Here is a 21,006-nt window from a genome sequence, read left to right on the forward strand (position 1 = left end):
TTCGGCGGGTCCGTCGGCAGGAGGAGACCATGGTCGACAACGTCCCGGGAGCCGGCGCACTCGATGACGCGGGCTATCCGGCGTACGCGATGGGCGCCGCCGCCGACGCACTGGGCGTGACACCGTCGTTCCTGCGGGCCGTCGAGACGGCCGGTCTGTTCGAGGCGCACCGGTCCGGCGGCGGCCACCGTCGCTACAGCCGCCACGACCTGCAGCGCGCGGACCGTGCCCGACATCTCGTCGACGACGGCATGCGGCTGGACGCGGCCGTCCGGATCGTCAGCCTGGAGTACCAGCTCGCGGCGGCCAACACCATGATCGAGGTCCTCCGGCGCCGGCTAGGTGAGTGACGCCGTCTCGGCCGGGGCGTTCCTCGGCGCGGGCATCGAAGGCTCGGGCCGCACGTCGAGCTCCCGCCAGACCGGGCGGAAAAGTGGCAACAGCGTGACAACCAGATAGAGCACACCCGTTCCGATCAAGGCTGCGTGTACGCCGACCGCCCCGGCCACAGCGCCGCCCAGCAGCCCGCCGAGTGGGATGCCGGCCCAGCCCACGGCGGTTCCCACGCCCTGGACCCGGCCCATCATGTGCGGCGGCACCCGCTCGTAGAGGACCGCGCCGAGGATCGGGTTGATCGCGGCGAGGCCGAGGCCGGCGGCGAACGACACCGCGTACAGCAGCCAGGTCTCGTCGCTGAAGCCGGTCGCCAGGAAGCGCGGTGCGCCACCGACGAGGAACCCGACGGTGAACAGGGCCCAGCGCGGTGCCCGCGGCGCGTACGCGGTGAAGACGATGTTGCCCAGCACCGCCGCCAACGCGAACGACGCGCTGGCCAGGCCGAGCACGACGGATGAACCCACGAGCGTCGCCCACATCGGCAACAGCACCGACTGGTACGCGGCGTCGAACATGTTGGTGGCGAACATCATCACGAAGATCGCGCCGGCCAGTCGGTCCCGCCGCACGAACGCGATGCCGGCCCGCAGTGACGTGAGGTACGACTCCTCCTCGACCGGCGCCTCGGCTGGTGGGACCCGGACCAGCAGCAGCACGAGGACAGCCGACAACGCGAAGGTCGCCGCGTCGAAGAGGAGGACCGTCGGCGCGTCGAGCACCGCGATCAGCGCACCGCCGGCCGGGGCGCCGAGCAGGGTGGCGAGGCGGTGCAGGCCGTCTTGGAGCCCGGCGGCGCGGGTCATCTCCATGCCAGACGCCCGCGCGACGCGGGGGAAGATCGCCTCCTTGGCGGTGTCGCCGAAGCCGCGCAGGCCGCCGGCGATGCCGACGATCACCAGCAGTTCGGTGAAGCCGATCTGCTCGTGGAAGAGCGGGATCGCGGCGATGGCCACTGCGCTGATCGCGTCGGCGCCGATGCTGAAGACGCGCCCGCCGATGCGGTCGATCAGTGGGCCGCCGGCCGCGGCCGCGAGGACGTACGGGAGCATCTCGACGAAGGCCACGATCCCGGCGCGGGTCGGTGAGCCGGTGGTGACCAGGACGAACCAGGGCAGCGCGAGCGCGCTCATCCGCGTGCCGACGGCCGAGATGGTGTCGGCGGTCAGGAGGGCGACCAGCGCGCGCCTCATCGCTCCTCCTCCCCCGCGGCCGCCGCCGGGAACGGCAGGATGTGCACCTGGAGCATGACCTTCTCCGCGTCGTCGGGGTGCTCGACGTCGGGGTCGTCCCGGCGGTAGCTCTCCGCCAGCGCGAAGATCGCCTCGTTGAGCTCCATCGCCTCGGCCTGGGTGAGCCGCAGCCGCCAGTCGCTGATCGTGAACGGGTCGCGCCACCGCGGCGGCAGCGACGCCATCTCGTCGAGGAACCGAACGGTCTGGTCGGCGTATTGCGCGGCGACCGCGCGCAGGTAGCCCTCGGCCTCGGGAGACGGCAACTCCGGGTCGATCTGGAGGCGGGTGGTGCGGTGCGCGGCCTTCCACCAGCGCTCGCGGCCGACGTTGCGCTCGGGGTCGTCGACCACGAAGCCATAGGTGGCCAGGATCCGCAGGTGATAGCTGGTCGCGCCGCTCGACTGGCCCAGCCGCTCGGCGAGCATCGTCGCCGTCGCCGGCCCGCTCTCGCGCAGCAGGCCGAGGATGCGCACCCGCAGGGGGTGCGCGAGTCCGCGCAGCGTCGTGGTGTCGACGTGGACTTCGCGCTCTATCATGTATGCAAAGGTATCTTTGCCAAGAAGTCTTTGCAAGCGTTCCTTTGCATCTCCGGTTTGTCGGTGGGTCGTGCGACGATTCCTGCCGTGACGCGACGCATGGACAACGCCGAGCGCCGGGCGCGCCTCGGCATCCGCCACCGCCTGGGGGGTCCGCCCGCCCACGACCCGGTCGAGGTCACCCGCGACCTCGTCGTGCTGCACGCCACCGACGCGGCCACCGTCTACCTGGGTGCCGCGGCGCGGCTGCACGCGCCGGTCATCAAAGACCTGGAGCAGGCGTTGTACGCCGACCGCACGCTGATCCGGATGCTCGGCATGCGGCGCACGATGTTCGTCGCGCCGGTCGAGCACGCGCCGATCGTGCAGGCCGCCTGCACCGACGCGATCGCGGTGGTGCAGCGCAAGCTGCTGCTCAAGCACCTGGCCGAGGCCGGCCACGAGGGCGGTGACCCATGGCTACGCGACGTCGAGCAGAGCACGTTGGCGGCGCTGACGGCCCGCGGCTCGGCCACCGCAGCGCAGCTGTCGGCCGACGAGCCCCGGCTGCGCACCCAGCTGTCGATCGACGAGGACAAGCCCTACGGTGCCGCCCCGGCGATCACCTCGCGCGTGCTCAACCTGCTGTCCATGCAAGGCCTGATCGTCCGTGGGCGGCCGCGCGGGTCGTGGCTGTCCACGCAATACGAGTGGGCGCCCGCGTCCGCGTGGGTCGAGGGCGGCCTGCACCGGCACGACGCGGCGACGGCCCGCACCGAGCTGGCGCGACTATGGCTGGCCCGGTTCGGCCCGGCGACCCCGGCCGACCTCAAGTGGTGGGCGGGCTGGACGGGCGCCCAGGTCAAGGCCGCACTGGCCGGCCTCGACCTGGCTGAGGTGACCCTCGAGGACGGCACGGTCGGTGTGGTGCTGGCCGACGACGTCGCTCCCGTCGCGGCGCCTGACCCCTGGGTGGCCCTCCTACCGGCCCTCGACCCGACGATCATGGGTTGGGTCGGCCGCGAGTGGTACCTCGGGCCGCACGCACCGGCCCTGTTCGACCGCTCGGGCAACCCCGGCCCGACGGTGTGGGTCGACGGCCGGGTGGTCGGCGGCTGGTCACAGCGCCCAGAGGGCAAGATCGTGCACCGACTACTCGAAGAGGTGCCGGCAGGCACCAAGAAACGCATCGCGACGGCGGCGTCCGAACTGGAGGACTGGCTCGGCGACGCCCGGGTCAAACCCAAGTTCCGCACGCCACTGGAACGGGAGCTGTCGGCCTAGCTCGGACCTGGCACCCGCCGCGGGCGCCGCCACGGCCCCGCGGCCCTGACCTGTCGGGGGTGCTGACGAGCTGGTCCGGGCATCCGGACGCGCTGTCGGCAAAAGCGCCATCACTGCGTTGGGGTCGGTCAGGTCGTCGGTAAACGTCCGGCGCCGCAGGCGCTGATCATGGGTCGTCTGGATCGGACATGCGTTCTCCGCCGCTGGCAGAAGCAGCCGGCCGGGCCGCGGCCTGGCACTCGCGGCTATTGAGACGCCGAGATCGGATGCGAGGGCTGTCGGCACGAAGGAGATGCCCTTGGACGCTTCAGTAGGCCGGCCAGTGTGCCGGTGTCCCAAGGGCTATGGGGTGCGGCGAGCGCGGGCGGCCCAGATCGCGTAGGCCGGGTCGCGGTCCAGGTTGTGGCGGTCGCGGTCGTAGCGACGGGTCGTGCGCGGGTCCGCGTGCCCCATCGCGTCCTGCACGTCCTCCAGCGCCACACCCTCGGCCCGGGCCGTGGTCGCGAACGCGTGGCGCAGTGAGTGCGGCGACAGGCGGTCCGCAGCCGGGATGCCCGCGTCCCGGGCGACCTTGCGGACCAGGCGGAAGACCGCGTGCCGGTCCAGCCGACCACCGGACGCGGTGGCCAGCAGCGGCCCCGTCAGGTCGGCTGGCTGGCAACCCGCCGCAGCCGCGCGCGTGGCCAGGTACGTGTCGACGGCGGCGGCCGTGCCCGGAGTCAGTGCCCGCCGGCGGTGCTTGCCGCCCTTGCCCGTGAAGCGGATGCTGCGATGGCCGCGCTCCTCCCCCAGGTCGGCGACGTCGAGCGAGACCAGCTCGCCCACCCGCAGCCCGAGGTCGGCGAGCAGAGCCAGGGCGGCCCGGGTCCGGGCGGCGGTCGGTCCGGTCGCGGCGGCGGCCGCCCGCAACAGCGCGTCGACCTCCTCGGGCGCCAGGCCGACCGTGGCCGAGTGGTCGCGGTCGACGCGCGGGCGGTCCGCTCCCGAGACCGGGTTGGCGTCGAGTGCGCGGAGTTTGACGAGGAAGTCGTACCAGCTCGACAGCGCCGACATCTTGCGGGCGACCGTGGTCGGGGCGGCGGTTTCCTCGACCTCGCGGGCGTAGGCGTTGACGTCCAGGAACGTCGCCGCCAGCGGGTCGACGCCGTGGTCGCCGCACCAGGCCAACCACCGGCCGACATCGCGCTTGTAGGCGGCCCGGGTGTGCACCGACAGGCGCCGGTTGGCGAGCCACGCGTCAGTGAACTCGCCCGCGCCGGAGCGCGGCGCCGGCACACCGCGGCTGGCCGGCACGAGCGAGGTCACGCGCAGACGCTAGCCAGCCGGTCCGCGCCCGGCCGCGCGGCGCGCCGACCCGCCCGCGAACTTCGCCGGAGTGGTGCCGAGGTAGCGACGGAACGTACGCGTCAGGTGCGCCTGGTCGTAGAAGCCGGCCGCGGCCGCCACCGACGCCGCGGGCTGGCCCGCGAGCAACAACGCGCGGGCGCGGTCGACGCGGCGGCCGACCAGGTACGCGTGCGGCGGCAGCCCGAACGCCGCCGTGAACGCGCGGACCAGATGGGTCGGATGCGCACCGAGCCGCACCGCCGCGGCCTCCAGGGTCAGTCCGCTCGTCACGTGCGCGTCGAGCAGTTCGCGCAGCTCCCGGGCGAGCCGCCGCGGCGGCACCGAAGCCGCCGGATGCGGGGCGCCCAGATGGTCGCGGATCCGGTCCACCACCAGCGCCAGCCGGCTCTCCGCGTGCAGCTCCTCACCGGCGCCGCCGTCGAGGACCCCGTGCAGCTCGGCCACCCGGCGACGCAGCGGCGGATCGGCCAGCGCCGGATGGTCGACCGCCGCGCCGGTCAGCTCCCGACCCACCACGTCGGCGTCGAGGTAGACGACCCGCTTGACGAAGCCGCTGGGCGTCGCGGCGCGCCCATCGTGCGGCACGTGCGGCGGCAACAGGGTTACCTGGTCGGCGACCGCGCCGTGCCCGTGCCGGTCCAGGTCGTAGCGGATCGCGCCGTCGTCGACGACCAGCAGCGTCCAGGCGTCGTGGGTGTGCGACGGGTAGGCGTGCGTCACGAACCGGGCGTGCAGCACCTCGGCGACCCCGGGGACGTCCGGTCGCCAGGCGCGCAGCCGCTGGCCTTCCATGTCAGGAACGTACAAGACCGGCGCGTGCGGACCCAGGCACGCTGGGCCGCATGAGGTTCGCAACGAAGATCGCCGTGCTGCTCCGGGACGACCTGGCCACCTGGCAGCGGCTCAACGTGACCGCGTTTCTGGTCAGCGGGATCGCCGGCACCCGACCGGAGACCATCGGCCAGCCGTACGCGGACGCCGACGGCACCCCGTACCTGCCGATGTTCCGCCAACCGGTGATGGTCTTCGCCGGCGACGCCGCGCTGCTCACCGCGGCCCGCGAACGGGCGCTGCGCCGCGGCTTGACCCCGGCGGTCTTCACCGCGGACCTGTTCGCCACCGGCAACGACGCCGACAACCGGGAGGCGGTGGCGGCCGTCCACGCCGACAAGCTCGACCTGGTCGGCATCGCGGTCTTCGGCCCACGCGCCGACGTCGACAAGGTCTTCAAAGGCGCGAACCTGCATCCTTAGAGCCGGTTCGCGCCCGTACGTGCATCCGTTCCCCCTGCGGCCCGAACAAGGTCAGCACCTCGGCCGGCTCGTCGAAGGGGTTGCTGATGGCGTGCGGCGTACGCGTGTCGAACTCGGCCACCTCGCCCTCCACCAGCGTCAGGTCGTGGTCGCCGAGCCGGAGCCGGACGCGGCCGGACAGGACGTAGAACCACTCGTACCCCTCGTGCCGTTTCAGGTCGGTGTGCGGCTCGTGCCGGGGCGGGATGATCATTTTGAACGACTGCATCCCGCCCGGCCGCCGGCTCAGCGGCAGGAACGTGACCGCGCCCCGGCGGATCGGGCGGGCGTGCACGCGCGGGTCGCCGGTCTCGGGCGCGCCGACGAGCTCGTCGAGCGGCACCTGGTGGGCGCGGGCCAGCGGCAGCAACAGCTCCAGGGTCGGGCGGCGGCCGCCGGACTCGAGCCGCGACAAGGTGCTGACCGAGATGCCGGTCTCCTCCGACAGCTCCGCGAGGGTGGCGCCGCGCTGTTTGCGCAACGCGCGCAGCCGTTCGCCCACCGTTTTCGGGTCCATGCTCCAGAATTTGCCAGAGCGGCAACGAATGTTGCCACTTTCCGGGGGCATGCGGGAGCGTCGAGGCCATGGAAACCTATGACGTCGTCATCGTCGGCGGGGGTCCCGCGGGGCTCGCCGGCGCACTCACCCTGGCCCGCGCGCGGCGCAGCGTGCTGGTCGTCGACAACGGCACGCCGCGCAACGCGGCCGCGGGCCACGTGCACAACTTCCTCACCCGGGACGGCACGCCGCCGGCGGAGCTGCTCGCCGCCGGCCGCGCCGAGGTGGAGGGCTACGGGGCCAGCTTCGCCACGGGTACGGCCACCGGCGCGAAGGCGACAGGCGACAGCTTCACCGTCACCCTCGACGACGGCCGCACCTTCAAGGCGCGGCGGCTGCTGGTGACCACGGGCCTGGCCGACGAGCTGCCCGACATCCCGGGGTTGGCCGGACGCCTCGGCAGCGACGTGCTGCACTGCCCGTACTGCCACGGTTGGGAGGTCCGCGACCAGGCGATCGGCATCATCGCGACGACGGCCGCCGTCGCCCACCCGGCGCTGCTGTGGCGGCAGTGGAGCGCCGACGTCACGGTCGTCCTCCACGGCCAGCCGGCCCCCACCGGCCAGGACGCCGAACTGTTGGCCGCCCGCGGCATCACGGTCGTCGACGACCGGATCACGGCCGTCGACCCGGACCGCACGGCCCACCTGGCCGGCGGCACGACCCTGACCCCCGACGTGTGGGTGGCGCCGACCCGGATGACGGCACGCTCCGACCTGCTGACGGACCTCGGCGTCGAGACCGGCCCGGTGCTGATGGGCGACATCGAGGTCGGCACAGCGGTCAAGGCCGACGCGAACGGCGCCACCTCGGTGCCCGGCGTCTGGGTGGCCGGCAACGTCACGGACCTACGCGCCCAGGTCATCGTCAGCGCGGCCGCGGGACTCAACGCGGGCGCGATGATCAACGCCGACCTGGTCATGGCCGACGCCCACGCCGCGACCCGCCGGCCTTCAGCGCAGTAAATCCAGGTCTTCCCAGGCGTCGAAGACGTCGCCGTAGCCGCGCGCCCGGGCGAGCCGCTCCAGGTCGGTGAACTGCGTCGAGGCAGGCGCGACGAGGCGGTCGAACGTCCACGGCTCCGGCAGCGGATGGTGCTCGAGCTCCCAGCGCAGGTACTTGTTGTAGGGGCGGACCCGCCCACCTCGGCCGGCGACACCAGGTCCACCTCCGCGCGGGCCAGCAGAGCGGTGTAGGTCATGAGAGGTCCGGCAGGGTCGGCCACCGCTCGCTGGCCCACTGCGGCCAGGTCTCGAAGCCCGGCGGCGGGGCCGGCAGCGGCCCGTAGGCGAGCTCGTCGCGCGACGGCGGCTGGAACAGCGCCAGGAACCGGTCGTGGTCGTCGTCGGTCATCGCGAACGTGGACCCTGGCTCCTCGTCCCAGCGGCGCCCGGCCCGCGCCCGGCGTTCCGCCTCGGAAAGCTCCAGGTAGCGCAGCTCGAACCGCGCACCCGCAAGGGACGCGATCGACCGGATCGCGTAGCGCTCCTCCGGCGACCAGCAACCGAAGTCCAGGATGACCCCGGCACCGCTGCGCAGCACCTCGTACGCGGTCCAGATCATGCGTCCTTCGAGAATGTCGCGGCGACCGTCGGCGTCGTTGTGGTGGAACAGCGGCGCCATCCACTCGTCGGGCGTGAGCCGCAGGACGCGGCGCTCCGCCGCGAGCCGCTTCGCCAGGGTCGTCTTCCCCGTGCCCGGCAGGCCGACGGTCAGGACAAGCGTGGTCACGAGCCAAGAACACCGCAGTGTCCGAGCGGGGACAACCGGGTTTCCGGACGTTACACCATAACGGTCATTATGGTGTAACAGCTTTCACGCGCCACAGGAGCCTCTGGGGATTACCGGATTACCGGTAACAGTAATCCGGTGATCCTGGCAGAGCTGATGTCGAGAACGACCCCGCTGCTCCGTCCCCGAACTGAACGCGGCCAGAGCGTGTCGCGCACCGTCCGAGGAGGAACGAGCAGTGGAACGCACCGAGGTCACCGAGGTTCTGAACCGACCGCTCAGCCGAGAGCTGCTCGACCGCGACCTGGCCCGCCTGGCCTACGTCGCCAAGGACGGCACCCCGCGCACCATCCCGATCGGCTTCACCTGGAACGGCGCGCAGATCGTCATGTGCACCAGCACGAACGCCCCCAAGCTGCACGCCCTGCGGGCCAACCCCGCCGTCGCGCTCACCGTCGACACCGAGGTGCACCCGCCGAAGATCCTGCTCATCCGGGGCCGCGCCGAGCTCGACGTCGTCGAGGGCATTCCCGACGAGTACCTCCAGCTGAACGGCGCCCTCCAGATGACGGCCGAGCAGCGGGTCCACTGGGAGGCCGAGGTCCGCTCGCTCTACGAGAGCATGGTCCGGATCGTCGTGACACCGACCTGGGCCAAGCTGATCGACTTCGAGACGACCCTGCCGAGCGCGGTCGAGGAACTGGTCCGCAAACGGGAGCGCAAGAGTGTCGAGAACCGCCAGGCGGCTTCGTCCCCGAGCTAGAACACGGCCAGAATGGGGCCGTACGACGACCGAGGAGTACACAGATGGCCAAGTACCTGTTCCTCAAGCACTACCGGGGCGCCCCGAAGGGGGTCAACGACGTGCCGATGGACCAGTGGACGCCGGAAGAGATCTCGAACCACATCCAGTACATGGTCGACTGGGGCAAGCGCCTGGAGGAGACCGGCGAGTTCGTCGAGCACTACGCGCTGTCCCCCGAAGGCACGTTCGTCCGCTACGACGGCGAGGGCAAGCCGCCGGTGACCGACGGCCCCTTCGCGGAGACGAAGGACCTCATCGCCGGCTGGTCGGTGGTCGACGTCGACTCATACGAGCGGGCGCTCGAGGTGGCCGCGGAGCTGTCCGCCGCTCCCGGTGCCGGCGGCAAGCCGATCCACGAGTGGCTCGAGGTGCGACCGTTTCTGACCCAGCCGCCGACCATCACCGAGTGAGCGTGGACGAGTCCCTGCTGCGGACCCTCACCCCCACGGTGATCGGGATCCTCGGCCGTCGCGGAGCGGACTTCGCGGCGGCCGAGGACGCCGTCCAGGACGCACTGGTCGAGGCGGTCCGCGTCTGGCCCGACGACCCGCCCCGCGACCCCAAGGGCTGGCTGGTCACCGTGGCCTGGCGCAAGTTCCTCGACGCCGCCCGCGCGGACGCGTCGCGCCGGCACCGGGAGGAACGCGTCGACAGCGAACCGGCACCCGGCCCGGCCGAGACCGCCGACGACACCCTCCAGCTCTACTTCCTGTGCGCGCACCCGTCGCTGACCCCGGCCTCGGCCGTGGCGCTGACGTTACGGGCGGTCGGCGGCCTGACCACACGGCAGATCGCCCAGGCCTACCTGGTGCCGGAAGCGACGATGGCCCAGCGGATCAGCCGTGCCAAGAAGACCGTCTCCGAGGTACGGCTGAACGAGCCGGGCGACGTCGCGACCGTGCTGCGCGTGCTGTACCTGGTCTTCAACGAGGGCTACTCCGGCGACGTCGACCTGGCCGCCGAGGCGATCCGGCTGACCCGCCAGCTCGCGGCGGCGATCGACCACGAGGAGGTCGCCGGCCTGCTCGCGCTGATGCTGTTGCACCATGCCCGGCGTCCGGCTAGGCAGAGGCCGGACGGAGCGCTGGTGCCGCTCGCCGAGCAGGACAGGAGCAAGTGGGACACCGCGCTCATCGCCGAGGGTGTCGCGGTGCTCCAGGCGGCCCTCGCCCGTGACCGGCTCGGCGAGTTCCAGGCCCAGGCCGCGATCGCCGCGCTGCACGCCGACGCGCAGGCGGCCGACGAGACCGATTGGGTGCAGATCGTCGAGTGGTACGACGAGCTGCTGCTCCTGACCGACAACCCGGTGGCCCGGCTGAACCGGGCCGTCGCGGTCGGCGAGGCCGACGGCGCCCAGGCCGGGCTGGCCGCGCTGGCGCGGCTCGACCCGGCCCTGCCCCGCTACACGGCCGCGGAGGCGTACCTGCGGGAGCGCGCCGGCGACCTGGCGGCCGCAGCCAGGCTCTACGCCGAGGCGGCCCGGTCAGCGCCGAACCTCGCCGAGCGGGACCACCTCACCCGCCAGGCGGCCCGCCTCAACTCTTGCGGGGCTGGTTGAACCGCAGCATGTTCCCGGACGGGTCGCGGAAGGCGCAGTCGCGCACCCCGTACGGCTGGTCCATCGGCTCCTGGAGCACCTCGCCGCCGGCGGCCCGGATCCGCTCGAACGTGCCGTCGACGTCGTCGGTGGTGAAGATGACGCCGCGCAGCAGCCCCTTGGCGAGCAGCTCGGCCATGTTCTGTCTGTCCGCCTGCGAGGCGTTCGGGTCGGCCAGGGGCGGTTCGAGGACGATGTCCACTCCCGGCTGCTCCGGCGAGCCGACGGTCACCCAGCGCATGCCCTCGAAGCCCACGTCGTTGCGGACCTCCATGCCGAGCACGTCGCGGTAGAACGCGATCGCCTTGTCGAAGTCGTCGACCGCGATGAAGCAGGTGGAAAGCGAGATGGCCATGCCGCTCAGGCTAGTGCGCGCGGTTATCCGTGCCTGACCGGTCGGGTGTAGATCTTGGCGACGCACGGTGGGATGGCAGCGCCGTCGTCGTGGCTGCGCGCCCGGTAGGCGCTCGGGCTCTCGCCCACGAGCTCGGTGAACCGGGTGCTGAACGACCCTAGCGACGTGCAGCCGACCGCGAAGCAGACCTCGGTCACGGACAGGTCGCCGCGCCGCAGCAGCGCCTTGGCCCGCTCGATCCGGCGGGTCATCAGATAGCTGTACGGCGTCTCGCCGAACGCCGACCGGAAGCTGCGCGAGAAGTGGCCCGGTGACATCAGGGCACCCCGGGCCAGCGACGGCACGTCGAGCGGCTCGGCGTAGTCGCGGTCCATCGCGTCGCGGGCACGGCGCAGCCGGACCAGGTCTTCCAGGTTCACCGCTCCACCATCTCAGCCGGCCAGCAGTTTCGCGAACCGCGCGGTGTCGATGTTGCCGCCGGACAGGATCACCCCGACCCGGCCGCTGAGCTGCCCGGTCAGCACGGCGGCCAGGCCGGTCGCCCCGCTGGGCTCGAGCACGATCTTGAGGCGGTCGAAGGCGAACCGCATCGCGTCGAGGATCTGGTCGTCGGTGACGAGGACGATCTCGTCGACGAGCCGGCGGTTGATCGAGAAGGTGAGCTCGCCGGGGATGTCGGCGGCCTGCCCGTCGGCGATCGTGTGCGGCACCGGGATGCGGACGCGCTCGCCGGCCGCGAGGGACCGGCGGGTGTCGTCGCCGTCGACGGGCTCGACACCGACGACCCGGATGCCGGGTCGCAGGCCCTTGACGGCGGTCGACGTGCCGGCGATCAGCCCACCACCGCCGACCGGCGCCACGACCACGTCGAGCTCGCCGACCTCGTCGAGCAGTTCGAGGGCCGCGGTGCCCTGGCCGGCGATCACGTCGGGGTGCTCGTAGGGCGGGATCAGTGCCAGCCCTCGCGACGCCGCGAGGGCCTCGCCGAGCGCGACCCGGTCGCCGGTGTAGCGGTCGTAGGTGTGGATCTCCGCCCCGTAGCCGGCGACGGCCGCGCGCTTGGACTCGGGGGTGTCGGCCGGCATGAGGATCACCGCGGTGCTGCCCCGCTCGCGCGCCGCGAGGGCGACGGCCTGGGCGTGGTTGCCCGACGAGTAAGCGGCGATGCCGCGGGAGAGCTGCTCGTCGGACAGCCGCGACACCGCGTTGTAGGCGCCCCGGAACTTGAACGCGCCGATCCGCTGCAGGTTTTCGCACTTGAGGAACACCTGCGCGCCGGCGCGCGCGTCCAAGGTGCGGGACCGCACGACGGGGGTGCGGTGCGCGACCCCGGCGATCCGGTCGGCGGCGGCACGGACGTCGTCGAAGGTGGGAGCTCTCACGCGGGCGATTCTCGCATCAGGTCCGACAGGACGACTCAGCGCGGTGGCCGCCCCAGCGCCCGGCGCAGGGCCGCGGCGGCGCGCTGCCGGCCGGTCGCCGACTCGCCCCGGATCCGCCGGAAGTAGCCGACCGGGTCGGCCGTCCCGCCCCACGGGTACGCCGAGACCCACGGCCCGACGAGCTGGAAGCTCCGATGGGCCAGGTCGAGCTCGCCGGCGTACGTCAGGATCATGCCGAACGTGCCCGCGACCTGGACCCAGCCGGGCGTACGCGGGAACGACGGATGCAGCACGGAGCGCGCGGCCGCCTCACGCAGCGCCGCCCGCACGGACCGCTGGCCGAGGAAGCGCGACTGCGCGGCCGCGTCCGGCAGGTCACCGACCTCCTCCAGGTACGCGTCGGCGACGAGGAACCCGGCGTGCCCGCCCTCTGGCGCGGCCAGCATGCACTCGCGCGCGAACGCGTGCATCGCGTCCAGCGTGCCGCCCCACTTCGGGCACAGCCGCTGCAGCATCTGCCACTGGCCGCTGGTGTGGTGCGGGTCGATCGCCGCGAGGGCCGCGTACCGGCGACGGGTCTCGGCCTCGCCCAGCTCCAGGCCGCGGGCGGTCTTGAGCCGGGACGTCCAGACCGCGGGGTCGGCCGGGTCGTGGACCGCGGTCGCGGCCAGGACCTCCTCCGCCTCGTTCAGCCCGGCGTGGAAGGCGTCGAACTGCGCCTGGGACACGTGCCGCGCCCGCCGGGTGCTGCGGATCGCCCACGCGTCGAGCACGAGGCGCTCGCCGAGCATGGCGCCGGCGGTGCTGTCGAACGGGTCGCTCTCGTGGACCTTGCGCAGGAAGTCGAGGTCGGCGTCCCTGGCGGCCCAGCGGATCAGCATCGTGCGGCCGTCGGTGCGCGGCCCCGCCAGCACGCCGGTCGCGGCGTCCCAGTCGCGGACGTCGAGGGCCCTCCGCAGGGCGGCGAGGTCGGGCGAGGCGGCGGAGTCGTCGACGACGAGCGGTTCAGCGGGTGGCACGTTCCGGATCGTAAATCACCTTCTCGTCGAGGACCTCGGCCGCACGGGCGACGGCCCTGGCCAGGGCGTCCCGGGACTGGTCGGTGTCGTCGAGGACGTCGAACGCGTGCTGACCGTCGGGCACGTCGATGATCTCCAGCGGGGCGGCGGCCGCGGCGGCGACGAACTCCTCGACGAACCGGGCCAGCAGCGCCCGTTCCTGGCCGCAGCGGGTCAGCACGATCGGTGGTGCGGCGGCGCCGGCCTCGGCGACGGCGTCGATCGGCGCGAACCGCGGGTCGATGGCCAGCCGGTCCTCCGGCGGCAGGTGCGGCGCCGGTGAGGCCAGCAGCGGGTAGCTGAGGAAGATCGCCCGCAGCCACGCCGGTCGCGCCCGGAGCCAGTCGGCGGACATCAGCCCGCCACCCGAGAACACCCAGTAGACGACCCGGTCGCCGTCGACGTCGGGGTGGGCGCGCAGCGCGTCGGTCGCGGTGGCGACGTCGGCGGCGGCGGTGACCGCGTCGACGGTGCCGTCGACCACGTGCAACCGGTGGTCGACCACGGCCGCGGCGACGCCGGCGGCGCGCAGCAGGGCCGCGTAGCCGTGCTTGACCGGCCACCCCCGCGGCGGCACGTCGAGGTCGTCGGGGATCGGCCCGCCGTGCACGAGCAGGACGACCGGGTGCGGCCCGGGACCGTCGGGCAGGTAGAGGTCGAGGTTGCCGGCGACCGCGACCGGTGGGGGCAGGTCGGGATGCGGGGCGACGAACGGGCGCAGGAACCTCGGTATCTCAGTCACGCCGGCAGTGTGCCCCCGCGGCGGGCTGCGCGCGAGCGAGAATCGGGCGGTGGCCGACCTCGAACCGCTGCTGCGGGACCTCGCACCGCAGGTCCTGGCCGCGGTGGTGCGCCAGTACGGCGACTTCGACGCGGGCGAGGACGCGGTGCAGGAGGCCCTGGTGGCCGCCGCGACGCAGTGGCCGGTCAACGGCATGCCCGACAACCCGCGCGGCTGGTTGATCACGGTGGCGTCCCGGGCGCGGATCGCGGGGTGGCGGCGGGACAGCGCCCGCGAGCGGCGGGAGCGCACGGCGACCCGCCTGGACGCGCCCGCGGCCGCCCCGGCGCCGGCCGCCGACGACACGCTGACCCTGCTGCTGCTCTGCTGCCACCCGGCGCTGACCCCGGCCTCGCAGGTCGCGTTGACGTTGCGGGCCGTCGGCGGGTTGACCACGGCCGAGATCGCCCGGGCGCTGCTGGTCCCGGAGGCGACGGTGGCGCAGCGGATCAGCCGCGCGAAGCAGAAGATCCGGGCGGCGGGGGCGCGGTTCACGCTGCCGCCGGCCGAGGAACTGCCGGCGCGGCTGGCCGCCGTACTCCAGGTGCTCTATCTGGTCTTCAACGAGGGCTACACGGCCAGCTCCGGCGAGCACCTGCACCGCGTGGAGCTCAGCGCCGAGGCGATCCGCCTGGTCCGCCAGCTGCACGCCCGGCTGCCCCACGACGGCGAGGTGGCCGGCCTGCTGGCGCTGATGCTGCTCACCGATGCCCGCCGCCCGGCCCGCACCCGCCCCGACGGCGCGCTGGTGCCCCTGGCCGAGCAGGACCGGGGCCGCTGGGACCGGGCCGCGATCGCCGAGGGTGTCGACCTGGTCAGCGCGGCGCTGACGCGGACGACCGTCGGCCCCTACCAGCTCCAGGCGGCGATCGCGGCCGTGCACGACGAGGCCGCCACCGCCGCCGACACCGACTGGCGGCAGATCCTCGGCCTGTACGACGCCCTGGAGCGGATCGCACCGGGGCCGATGGTGACGCTGAACCGGGTGGTCGCGGTGGCGATGGTGCAGGGGCCGGACGCGGGCCTTTCCGCCCTGGCGGCCGCCGAGCCGGCCCTGGCCGGTCACCACCGGGTGGCGGCGGTGCGCGCACATCTGCTGGAGCAGGCCGGCGACGTGACCGCCGCGAAGGTCGCCTACGAGCAGGCGGCCCGGCAGACGCTCAGCGAGCCCGAGCGCGCCTATCTGACGGCGCGGGCGGCTCAGATCTCGACGTAGCCGCCGGTGCGCCAGTAGAGCCCGTCCGCGCGGGCCATCAGCCCGGTGTCGATCAGGTGGCGGCGCAGCGAGACCCAGTCGGGCTCGTAGAACGCCCGCAGGGCCGCGTCGACCTCTTTCTCCCGGAACTTCACGCCCGGCTCGAACACGGTGACGATGTGCTCGAGCACGACCTGGCGCTTGCCGGCGCGGGCCGGGATCGACGTGAGCCGGCCGTCGCGGAGGAACGCGGACAGGATCCGCTCGCGGCGCTGATCGAGGTCCATCACGCCAACCTATCCGCGCCCCACGGGCGCCGGCACGTCAGTTTCGGGCGACGAACGCCTCGATGCCGTCGAGGAGCCGCTGCAGGCCGAACTCGAAGGCGTGGTCCACGTCGATCAGCCCGTACGCCTCGCCGGCGGAGGCACCGACCCGGGACGCGAGCGGGAACCGTTTCGGGTCGAAGACCTTCTCCAGCAGCGGCGCCTGGACCTCCCACCACGCCTCGTCGCTCATCCCGCTGCGGTCGGGCGCCTGGGCGAACTCGACGGCCGCCTGCGCGGCGCCGGTCACATAGCCCAGCACCGAGGTGAGGGTGGTGTCCATCTCGATGTCGGACAGGCCGATGCCCTCCAGCGCGCCGAGCTCGTAGTCGTACTTGGCGATCAGGTTCGGACCCATCGGCGGGCGGCCGGTGCCGACCTGGAGCATCCACGGGTGCGCCCGGTAGAGCGCCAGGTTGGAACGGGCGACGTGCTCGAGCCGGGCACGCCAGTTCGCGGGCAGCTCGGGGCGCTCGGGCTCGCCGAGCACCTGGTCGATCATCAGGTCGATCAGCTCGCCCTTGCCGGGCACGTACGTGTAGAGCGACATCGCGCCGACGCCGAGCTTCTCCGCGACCTTGCGCATGGACAGCGCGGCGATCCCGTCGCTGTCGGCGAGCGCGATGGCCGCGGCGACGATCCGGTCGACCGACAGGCCGGTGCGGCCTTCCCGGTCGGCGGCGCGCCAGAGCAGCGCCATGCTGCGCGCGGGGTCACCGGTTCCGCTGTGTTCGACCGCCATGGTTGGCACCTCGTTCCGTACGGTGTACCGTACGCCGTACGGAACGTCCCGTACAGCGTACTGATCATAAGGGGTGGCCCATGGAGGCGGTGACGGCGCATGCCCTGCGCCGCCGGTTCGGCACGGTCGAGGCGCTCGCGGGCGTCGACCTGGCGATACCGGCGGGCTCGGTGCACGGGCTGCTCGGCCCGAACGGCGCGGGCAAGACCACGCTCGTGCGGATCCTGACGACGCTGCTGCGCGCGACCGACGGCACCGCCACGGTGGCCGGTTTCGACGTGCGCCGCGAGCCCGACCGGGTCCGTGCCCACATCGGCCTGGTCGGCCAGCACGCGGCGGTCGACGAGATCCTGTCGGGCCGCCAGAACCTGGAGATGTTCGGCCGGCTGCACCACCTGGGCCGGGCTCGGGCGCGTTCCCGGGCGGGCGAGCTGCTGGAGGAGTTCGGCCTCGCCGACACCGGGTCGCGGGCGGTCAGCACGTACTCCGGTGGCATGCGCCGCCGCCTGGACCTGGCCGCGAGCCTGATCACCGCGCCGCCGGTGCTGTTCCTCGACGAGCCGACCACCGGCCTGGACCCGCGCAGCCGCGGCGAGGTCTGGGACGCGGTCCGCGCGCTGGTCGCCGGCGGCACGACGGTGCTGCTCACGACCCAGTACCTGGAGGAGGTCGACCGGCTCGCCGACCGGGTGACGGTGATCGACCACGGCCGGGTCATCGCGACGGGCACGCCGTCGGCGCTCAAGGAACAGCTCGGCGGTGACCGGATCGACGTGGTGGTGTCCTCGCTGGCTTCCCTGGGCGCCGCGGCCGCACTGCTGGCCGGAATCACGGGCAACACCCCGGACACCGACGAGGAGAACCGCCGCGTGGGCGTCGCGGTCTCCGACCGGATGGCGGCGTTGACCGCGACCGTACGCGCTCTCGCGGACGCCGGGATCGCGGTCGAGGACGTGACCCTGCGCCGCCCCACCCTCGACGAGGTCTTCCTGCACCTGACCGCCGACGGCCGGAAGAAGGTGGCCGCGTGAACCGGCTGCGGTGGGCGCTCGCCGACGGCGCCACCCTGACCCGCCGCGACCTCGACCACTGGGCACGCCAGCCGGCCCAGGTCGTGATCGGGCTGCTGTTCCCGGTGATGATCGTGCTGATGTTCGGCTACCTGCTGGGCGGCGGCATGACCGTCCCCGGCGGGTCGGGCGCGGCCGGCTACCGGGAGTTCCTGATCCCCGGCACCCTGGCCCTGACCATGGTGTTCGGCCTGGAGGGCACGTTCGGAGCCATCAAGACCGACGTGTCCCGCGGCGTCACCGACCGGTTCCGCTCGATGCCGATGGCGTCCTCGGCGGTGGTGGTCGGGCGCAGCGTCGCGGACCTGCTCAACGCGGTCGTCTCGCTGGCCGTGTTGGCCCTGTGCGGCCTGGCGATCGGCTGGCGCTGGCACTCGGGCCTCGCGGCCGCCCTGGCGGCGTTCGGCCTGTTGCTGCTGCTGCGCTTCGCGATGCTCTGGATCGGCATCTACCTGGGCCTCGTCGTACGCGGCGAGGGTGCCCTGGTCGCGGTCCAGATCCTCGTGTGGCCGCTGGGCTTCCTGTCGAACACCTTCGCGGCCCCGTCGACGATGCCGGGCTGGCTGGGCACGATCGCCGAGTGGAACCCACTGTCCTCGACGGTCGGCGCGGCCCGCGAGCTGTTCGGCAACCCGGGCTGGGGCGGCGACTCCTGGGTGGCACAACACGCGATCCTGATGGCGATCGTGTGGCCGCTGGTGCTGATCGCGATCTTCTTCCCGCTGTCGGTGGCCCGCTACCGCAACCTGGACCGCTAGAGGGAGCTTCTCCAGGCTTTGCTCTGCAGCCAGATCCGCAACACCCGCGCTGACCTGTGGTGCGTATATGGGTGCAGAGCAAAGCGGCGCGGCGTGGCCGGTCGGGCCGTTGCGGTCGGTAGCGTGCGTTCACCGTGGACACCGTTGCCGCCGAGACCCGGCCCTGCGCCCACTGTGGCCGCCCCGTCGAGCAGAACGTGGGGGCCGGGCGGCCCTTCCGTTACTGCCGCGACAACGACGGCGAGTGCCAGAAGGCGTCCCGCAACGCGCGGATGCGCCAGCGCGGCGCTCCCGGGCTGACCGGGCAGCTCGCGCGCACGTGGGAGGTCGTGGACCGGCTCGACCAGGTGGTCGAGACGCTTTCCGACGCCCTGCACGCCGAGCTGTCACCGGCCGGTGTGGAGCGGCAGGTCGCGCAGGTGCGCGCGGAGGCGGCCACCGCCGTCGCGGCCGCGCAGACCGAGCGCGACGACGCCCGCCGCTTTGCCGAGCAGAGCGCCGCCGACGCCCACGCCGCCCGGCAGGAACGCGACCGGGCACAACGTGACGCCGCGACCGCCAGGGACGCCGCCGACACCGCCCGCCGGGAGGCCGACGAGGCCCTCACCCGCGCCCGCGAGGCCGAGCGCGTCAGTGACGGTGCCCGGCAGGCCGCGTCGGCCGCCGCCGCGCTGCGGGCGCAGGCCGAGGCCGACCGTGACGCGGCCCGGCGGGACGTGCGGACGTTGCGGAGCGAGCTCGAGGCGAGCGGGCGACAGGTCGCCGAGCTGAGTCGGGAACGGGACACCGCGCTCGCCGACGCCCGCCGGGCCACCGACTCCGCCGCGGCGGCGGTCGAGCAGGCGGCCCGGTTCCGCGCCGAGGCGGCCGCGGCCACGCAGGCCGCCGCCCAGGCGACGACCGAGGCCCGCCAGGCGGCCGCCGACGCGGACGAGGCCCGGGCCGCCGTCTCGGCCGTGGCGGCGGAGCTGGCCGCCGAACGTGACCGGGCCGCGCAGCTCGAGAAGGCCCACCACGCCGAGTTGCGGCAGGTCAAGGACGCGGGCGAGGCCGCGCTGGCCGAGCTGCGGGCGCGCCTGTCCGACGCGACCGTCGAGCGGGACGCCGCCCGTGACCGGGTCGCCCAGCTCGCCGGCCAGGTCGGCGACCTGGCCGCGGCGCTGGCGGCCCTCGGTGCGGCCCGCGCCGCCACGCCCGAGCCGAGATCCACAGCTCCCGCACAGGTTGGCGAGACTGGTGACCTAGATCGCATCGGCTGAACGGACGTTTGCCCCCGGACGGACCGCACATACCGGACACTAGGCACCAGAAGTCCGGGGGCACGCTGTTCTACGACAACTCATGAACGCGCGTCTGCCGCTACGCTCTGACCGTTTACGACGACGTACCTTTGTAAGGAGCGAGACGCGCGTGAGTGCCGGGAATCCCCCGGCTTCTCCCGTCGTTGTTTCGTGTGGACTACTAGCAAGACGACCGAGGGGAAGAGCCGATCATGGGCGAGCGCATGCTGCGCGGCAGCCGTCTAGGCGCAGTCAGCTACGAATCCGACCGCAACACCGAGCTCGCCCCACGCCAGACCCGCGAGTACCTGTGCGCGAAGGGGCACCAGTTCGAGGTGCCGTTCGCAGTCGACGCCGAGGTCCCGATGACCTGGGAGTGCAAGTTCGACGGCAGCGTGGCCCGGCTGGTCGACGGCAGCGAGCCGGAGCAGAAGAAGGTCAAGCCGCCGCGCACGCACTGGGACATGCTCCTGGAGCGGCGCTCCATCGCCGAGCTCGAGGACATCCTGGCCGAGCGCCTGGAAGAGGTCCGGGCGCGGCGCGGCGGGAAGTAACCGCCTCCAGCTGACGACGAAGCCCCCGCACCGGTTCGGTGCGGGGGCTTCGTCGTGTGCTCAGCGGCGGTGGCCGGGCTCGACGATCTCGCCTTCGACGACCTCGCCCTCGATCACGGGGCCGGGGTCGGTGCCGGCACCAGGACCGCCCGGGCCGGGCTTCGTCGTCGCGTGGATCCGCGGGCCGGACTCGGCCGGACCCGTGACGGTCGGACCCGACGGCCCGGGACCGGTCGTCGGCGGCCGCCCGGGGCCGGCGGAACCGCCACCGTCGTCGGGCGGGCGGGGAGCGCCGCGCCGCACGCGTACCCGCCGAGGTCCGAAAAGATCACCGGCCTGCGCGGACGACAGGCGCCGCTCGGTGGCGCGCCGCACCGCGAGCCGGGCGAGCTGCCGCCCGGGCGGCAGCGCCAGCAGGATCCCGATGGCGGCCGTGACCAGCCCCGGGATGGCCAGCAGCACGCCGGCGAACAGCCCGACGAGCCCGTCGGTGACCTGGGCGCCCGGCGGCTGGCCGGCGTCGGCCGCGGCCTTGAACCCGCGCCACGCCCGCATGCCCTCGCGGCGCAGCAGCAACACGCCCGCGGCCGAGGCGACCAGCACCAGCAGGACCGTGAAGCCGAAGCCGATCAGGTGCGCGACCAGGATGAAGACGGCGATCTCGACCGCCGCTGTGAGCAGGATCGCCAGCGGCAGCCACCGGATCAGACCTCGACGTCGCATCAATCCAGCATGACACGCGGGTGC

The 21,006-nt window shown here is 73.2% G+C and carries 25 protein-coding genes and 1 pseudogene; 12 read left to right on the forward strand and 14 right to left on the reverse strand.

Annotated features, from left to right (window positions below; all coding sequences use genetic code 11):
* The first annotated feature begins 29 nt into the window (after nucleotides 1–29).
* A complete protein-coding gene (locus AB0J88_RS10425) occupies nucleotides 30–350 on the forward strand; it encodes a MerR family transcriptional regulator (protein WP_364346302.1) in 321 nt (106 codons plus the stop codon).
* Here AB0J88_RS10425 and AB0J88_RS10430 read toward each other — a convergent pair.
* A complete protein-coding gene (locus tag AB0J88_RS10430) occupies nucleotides 339–1,586 on the reverse strand; it encodes an MFS transporter (RefSeq protein ID WP_364346301.1) in 1,248 nt (415 codons plus the stop codon). The two genes, AB0J88_RS10425 and AB0J88_RS10430, sit on opposite strands and share 12 nt — an antisense overlap.
* Nucleotides 1,583–2,164 carry a helix-turn-helix domain-containing protein gene (locus AB0J88_RS10435; RefSeq protein ID WP_364346299.1) on the reverse strand — a complete coding sequence of 194 codons (582 nt, stop codon included), beginning with the start codon at nucleotides 2,162–2,164 and terminating at the stop codon, nucleotides 1,583–1,585. Before AB0J88_RS10435 ends, AB0J88_RS10430 begins: the two co-directional genes overlap by 4 nt.
* An 87-nt stretch (nucleotides 2,165–2,251) precedes the next feature.
* Here AB0J88_RS10435 and AB0J88_RS10440 point away from each other — a divergent pair, with 87 nt between their 5' ends.
* Nucleotides 2,252–3,427: a winged helix DNA-binding domain-containing protein gene (locus AB0J88_RS10440; protein ID WP_364346297.1), complete on the forward strand. Its 1,176-nt coding sequence runs from the start codon at nucleotides 2,252–2,254 to the stop codon at nucleotides 3,425–3,427.
* A 342-nt stretch (nucleotides 3,428–3,769) separates the two neighbouring features.
* Here AB0J88_RS10440 and AB0J88_RS10445 read toward each other — a convergent pair whose 3' ends face one another.
* Together AB0J88_RS10445 and AB0J88_RS10450 are read right to left on the reverse strand one after the other, a co-directional pair.
* Nucleotides 3,770–4,738 carry a tyrosine-type recombinase/integrase gene (locus AB0J88_RS10445; RefSeq protein ID WP_364347515.1) on the reverse strand — a complete coding sequence of 323 codons (969 nt, stop codon included), beginning with the start codon at nucleotides 4,736–4,738 and terminating at the stop codon, nucleotides 3,770–3,772.
* A 3-nt stretch (nucleotides 4,739–4,741) separates the two neighbouring features.
* Nucleotides 4,742–5,566 carry an AraC family transcriptional regulator gene (locus AB0J88_RS10450; protein ID WP_364346295.1) on the reverse strand — a complete coding sequence of 275 codons (825 nt, stop codon included), beginning with the start codon at nucleotides 5,564–5,566 and terminating at the stop codon, nucleotides 4,742–4,744.
* 50 nt (nucleotides 5,567–5,616) lie between these two features.
* Between AB0J88_RS10450 and AB0J88_RS10455 the strand changes: the two genes are divergently transcribed.
* Nucleotides 5,617–6,027: a DUF2000 domain-containing protein gene (locus AB0J88_RS10455; protein ID WP_364346294.1), complete on the forward strand. Its 411-nt coding sequence runs from the start codon at nucleotides 5,617–5,619 to the stop codon at nucleotides 6,025–6,027.
* Here the strand turns inward: AB0J88_RS10455 and AB0J88_RS10460 are convergent.
* Complete coding sequence (locus AB0J88_RS10460; protein WP_364346292.1) at nucleotides 6,002–6,583, reverse strand: XRE family transcriptional regulator; 582 nt, start codon at nucleotides 6,581–6,583, stop codon at nucleotides 6,002–6,004. The genes AB0J88_RS10455 and AB0J88_RS10460 overlap by 26 nt on opposite strands.
* A 68-nt stretch (nucleotides 6,584–6,651) precedes the next feature.
* On the opposite strand from AB0J88_RS10460, the gene AB0J88_RS10465 reads away from it, so the two are divergent.
* Nucleotides 6,652–7,590, forward strand: coding sequence for an NAD(P)/FAD-dependent oxidoreductase (locus AB0J88_RS10465; protein WP_364346290.1), 939 nt, complete (start codon nucleotides 6,652–6,654; stop codon nucleotides 7,588–7,590).
* Between the two features lie 232 nt (nucleotides 7,591–7,822).
* On the opposite strand, the gene AB0J88_RS10470 is transcribed toward AB0J88_RS10465, so the two are convergent.
* Nucleotides 7,823–8,356, reverse strand: a complete 534-nt coding sequence (locus tag AB0J88_RS10470; RefSeq protein WP_364346289.1) for an ATP-binding protein — start codon at nucleotides 8,354–8,356, stop codon at nucleotides 7,823–7,825.
* 238 nt (nucleotides 8,357–8,594) lie between these two features.
* Between AB0J88_RS10470 and AB0J88_RS10475 the strand changes: the two genes are divergently transcribed.
* The 3 genes from AB0J88_RS10475 to AB0J88_RS10485 are packed head-to-tail and all read left to right on the forward strand — an operon-like array spanning nucleotide 8,595 to nucleotide 10,719.
* Entirely contained in the window at nucleotides 8,595–9,119 is a 525-nt protein-coding gene (locus AB0J88_RS10475; RefSeq protein WP_364346287.1) for a pyridoxamine 5'-phosphate oxidase family protein, read from the forward strand.
* Nucleotides 9,120–9,163: 44 nt separating this feature from the next.
* The gene (locus AB0J88_RS10480) at nucleotides 9,164–9,571 is read left to right on the forward strand and encodes a YciI family protein (protein ID WP_364346285.1); all 408 of its coding nucleotides are present in this window, start codon (nucleotides 9,164–9,166) and stop codon (nucleotides 9,569–9,571) included.
* Between the two features lie 2 nt (nucleotides 9,572–9,573).
* Nucleotides 9,574–10,719, forward strand: coding sequence for a DUF6596 domain-containing protein (locus AB0J88_RS10485; RefSeq protein WP_364347512.1), 1,146 nt, complete (start codon nucleotides 9,574–9,576; stop codon nucleotides 10,717–10,719).
* On the opposite strand, the gene AB0J88_RS10490 is transcribed toward AB0J88_RS10485, so the two are convergent.
* From AB0J88_RS10490 to AB0J88_RS10510, 5 genes are read right to left on the reverse strand one after another with little or no spacing between them, the layout of a single operon-like run.
* Entirely contained in the window at nucleotides 10,697–11,113 is a 417-nt protein-coding gene (locus tag AB0J88_RS10490) for a VOC family protein (protein WP_364346283.1), read from the reverse strand. The genes AB0J88_RS10485 and AB0J88_RS10490 overlap by 23 nt on opposite strands.
* Before the next feature lie 23 nt (nucleotides 11,114–11,136).
* The gene (locus AB0J88_RS10495) at nucleotides 11,137–11,487 is read right to left on the reverse strand and encodes a helix-turn-helix transcriptional regulator (protein ID WP_364347509.1); all 351 of its coding nucleotides are present in this window, start codon (nucleotides 11,485–11,487) and stop codon (nucleotides 11,137–11,139) included.
* A 57-nt stretch (nucleotides 11,488–11,544) separates the two neighbouring features.
* The gene (locus tag AB0J88_RS10500; RefSeq protein ID WP_364346281.1) at nucleotides 11,545–12,495 is read right to left on the reverse strand and encodes a pyridoxal-phosphate dependent enzyme; all 951 of its coding nucleotides are present in this window, start codon (nucleotides 12,493–12,495) and stop codon (nucleotides 11,545–11,547) included.
* 35 nt (nucleotides 12,496–12,530) lie between these two features.
* Nucleotides 12,531–13,514 (reverse strand): hypothetical protein, encoded by a 984-nt coding sequence (locus AB0J88_RS10505; RefSeq protein ID WP_364346279.1) that lies wholly within the window; start codon nucleotides 13,512–13,514, stop codon nucleotides 12,531–12,533.
* The gene (locus tag AB0J88_RS10510; protein ID WP_364346277.1) at nucleotides 13,501–14,295 is read right to left on the reverse strand and encodes an alpha/beta hydrolase; all 795 of its coding nucleotides are present in this window, start codon (nucleotides 14,293–14,295) and stop codon (nucleotides 13,501–13,503) included. The genes AB0J88_RS10505 and AB0J88_RS10510 overlap by 14 nt, the downstream gene beginning before the upstream one ends.
* Before the next feature lie 49 nt (nucleotides 14,296–14,344).
* Here AB0J88_RS10510 and AB0J88_RS10515 point away from each other — a divergent pair, with 49 nt between their 5' ends.
* Nucleotides 14,345–15,550, forward strand: a complete 1,206-nt coding sequence (locus AB0J88_RS10515; protein WP_364346275.1) for a sigma-70 family RNA polymerase sigma factor — start codon at nucleotides 14,345–14,347, stop codon at nucleotides 15,548–15,550.
* On the opposite strand, the gene AB0J88_RS10520 is transcribed toward AB0J88_RS10515, so the two are convergent.
* Together AB0J88_RS10520 and AB0J88_RS10525 are read right to left on the reverse strand one after the other, a co-directional pair.
* The gene (locus tag AB0J88_RS10520; RefSeq protein WP_364346273.1) at nucleotides 15,535–15,816 is read right to left on the reverse strand and encodes a DUF2087 domain-containing protein; all 282 of its coding nucleotides are present in this window, start codon (nucleotides 15,814–15,816) and stop codon (nucleotides 15,535–15,537) included. The two genes, AB0J88_RS10515 and AB0J88_RS10520, sit on opposite strands and share 16 nt — an antisense overlap.
* Before the next feature lie 37 nt (nucleotides 15,817–15,853).
* Entirely contained in the window at nucleotides 15,854–16,597 is a 744-nt protein-coding gene (locus AB0J88_RS10525) for a TetR/AcrR family transcriptional regulator (RefSeq protein ID WP_364346271.1), read from the reverse strand.
* An 80-nt stretch (nucleotides 16,598–16,677) separates the two neighbouring features.
* Between AB0J88_RS10525 and AB0J88_RS10530 the strand changes: the two genes are divergently transcribed.
* The 4 genes from AB0J88_RS10530 (at nucleotide 16,678) to AB0J88_RS10545 (ending at nucleotide 20,259) form a co-directional block, all read left to right on the forward strand.
* Nucleotides 16,678–17,628 (forward strand): ATP-binding cassette domain-containing protein, encoded by a 951-nt coding sequence (locus tag AB0J88_RS10530; protein WP_364346269.1) that lies wholly within the window; start codon nucleotides 16,678–16,680, stop codon nucleotides 17,626–17,628.
* Nucleotides 17,625–18,425, forward strand: a complete 801-nt coding sequence (locus AB0J88_RS10535; protein WP_364346267.1) for an ABC transporter permease — start codon at nucleotides 17,625–17,627, stop codon at nucleotides 18,423–18,425. Before AB0J88_RS10530 ends, AB0J88_RS10535 begins: the two co-directional genes overlap by 4 nt.
* Nucleotides 18,426–18,559: 134 nt before the next feature.
* Nucleotides 18,560–19,684, forward strand: coding sequence for a hypothetical protein (locus tag AB0J88_RS10540; RefSeq protein ID WP_364346265.1), 1,125 nt, complete (start codon nucleotides 18,560–18,562; stop codon nucleotides 19,682–19,684).
* Between the two features lie 233 nt (nucleotides 19,685–19,917).
* Complete coding sequence (locus AB0J88_RS10545) at nucleotides 19,918–20,259, forward strand: RNA polymerase-binding protein RbpA (protein WP_089243573.1); 342 nt, start codon at nucleotides 19,918–19,920, stop codon at nucleotides 20,257–20,259.
* Between the two features lie 276 nt (nucleotides 20,260–20,535).
* Here AB0J88_RS10545 and AB0J88_RS10550 read toward each other — a convergent pair.
* A pseudogene (locus AB0J88_RS10550) lies at nucleotides 20,536–20,982 on the reverse strand (FxsA family protein); the annotation flags it as partial.
* Nucleotides 20,983–21,006: the final 24 nt, after the last annotated feature.

This window comes from Asanoa sp. NPDC049475, assembly GCF_040676915.1.
GTDB lineage: Bacteria > Actinomycetota > Actinomycetes > Mycobacteriales > Micromonosporaceae > Asanoa.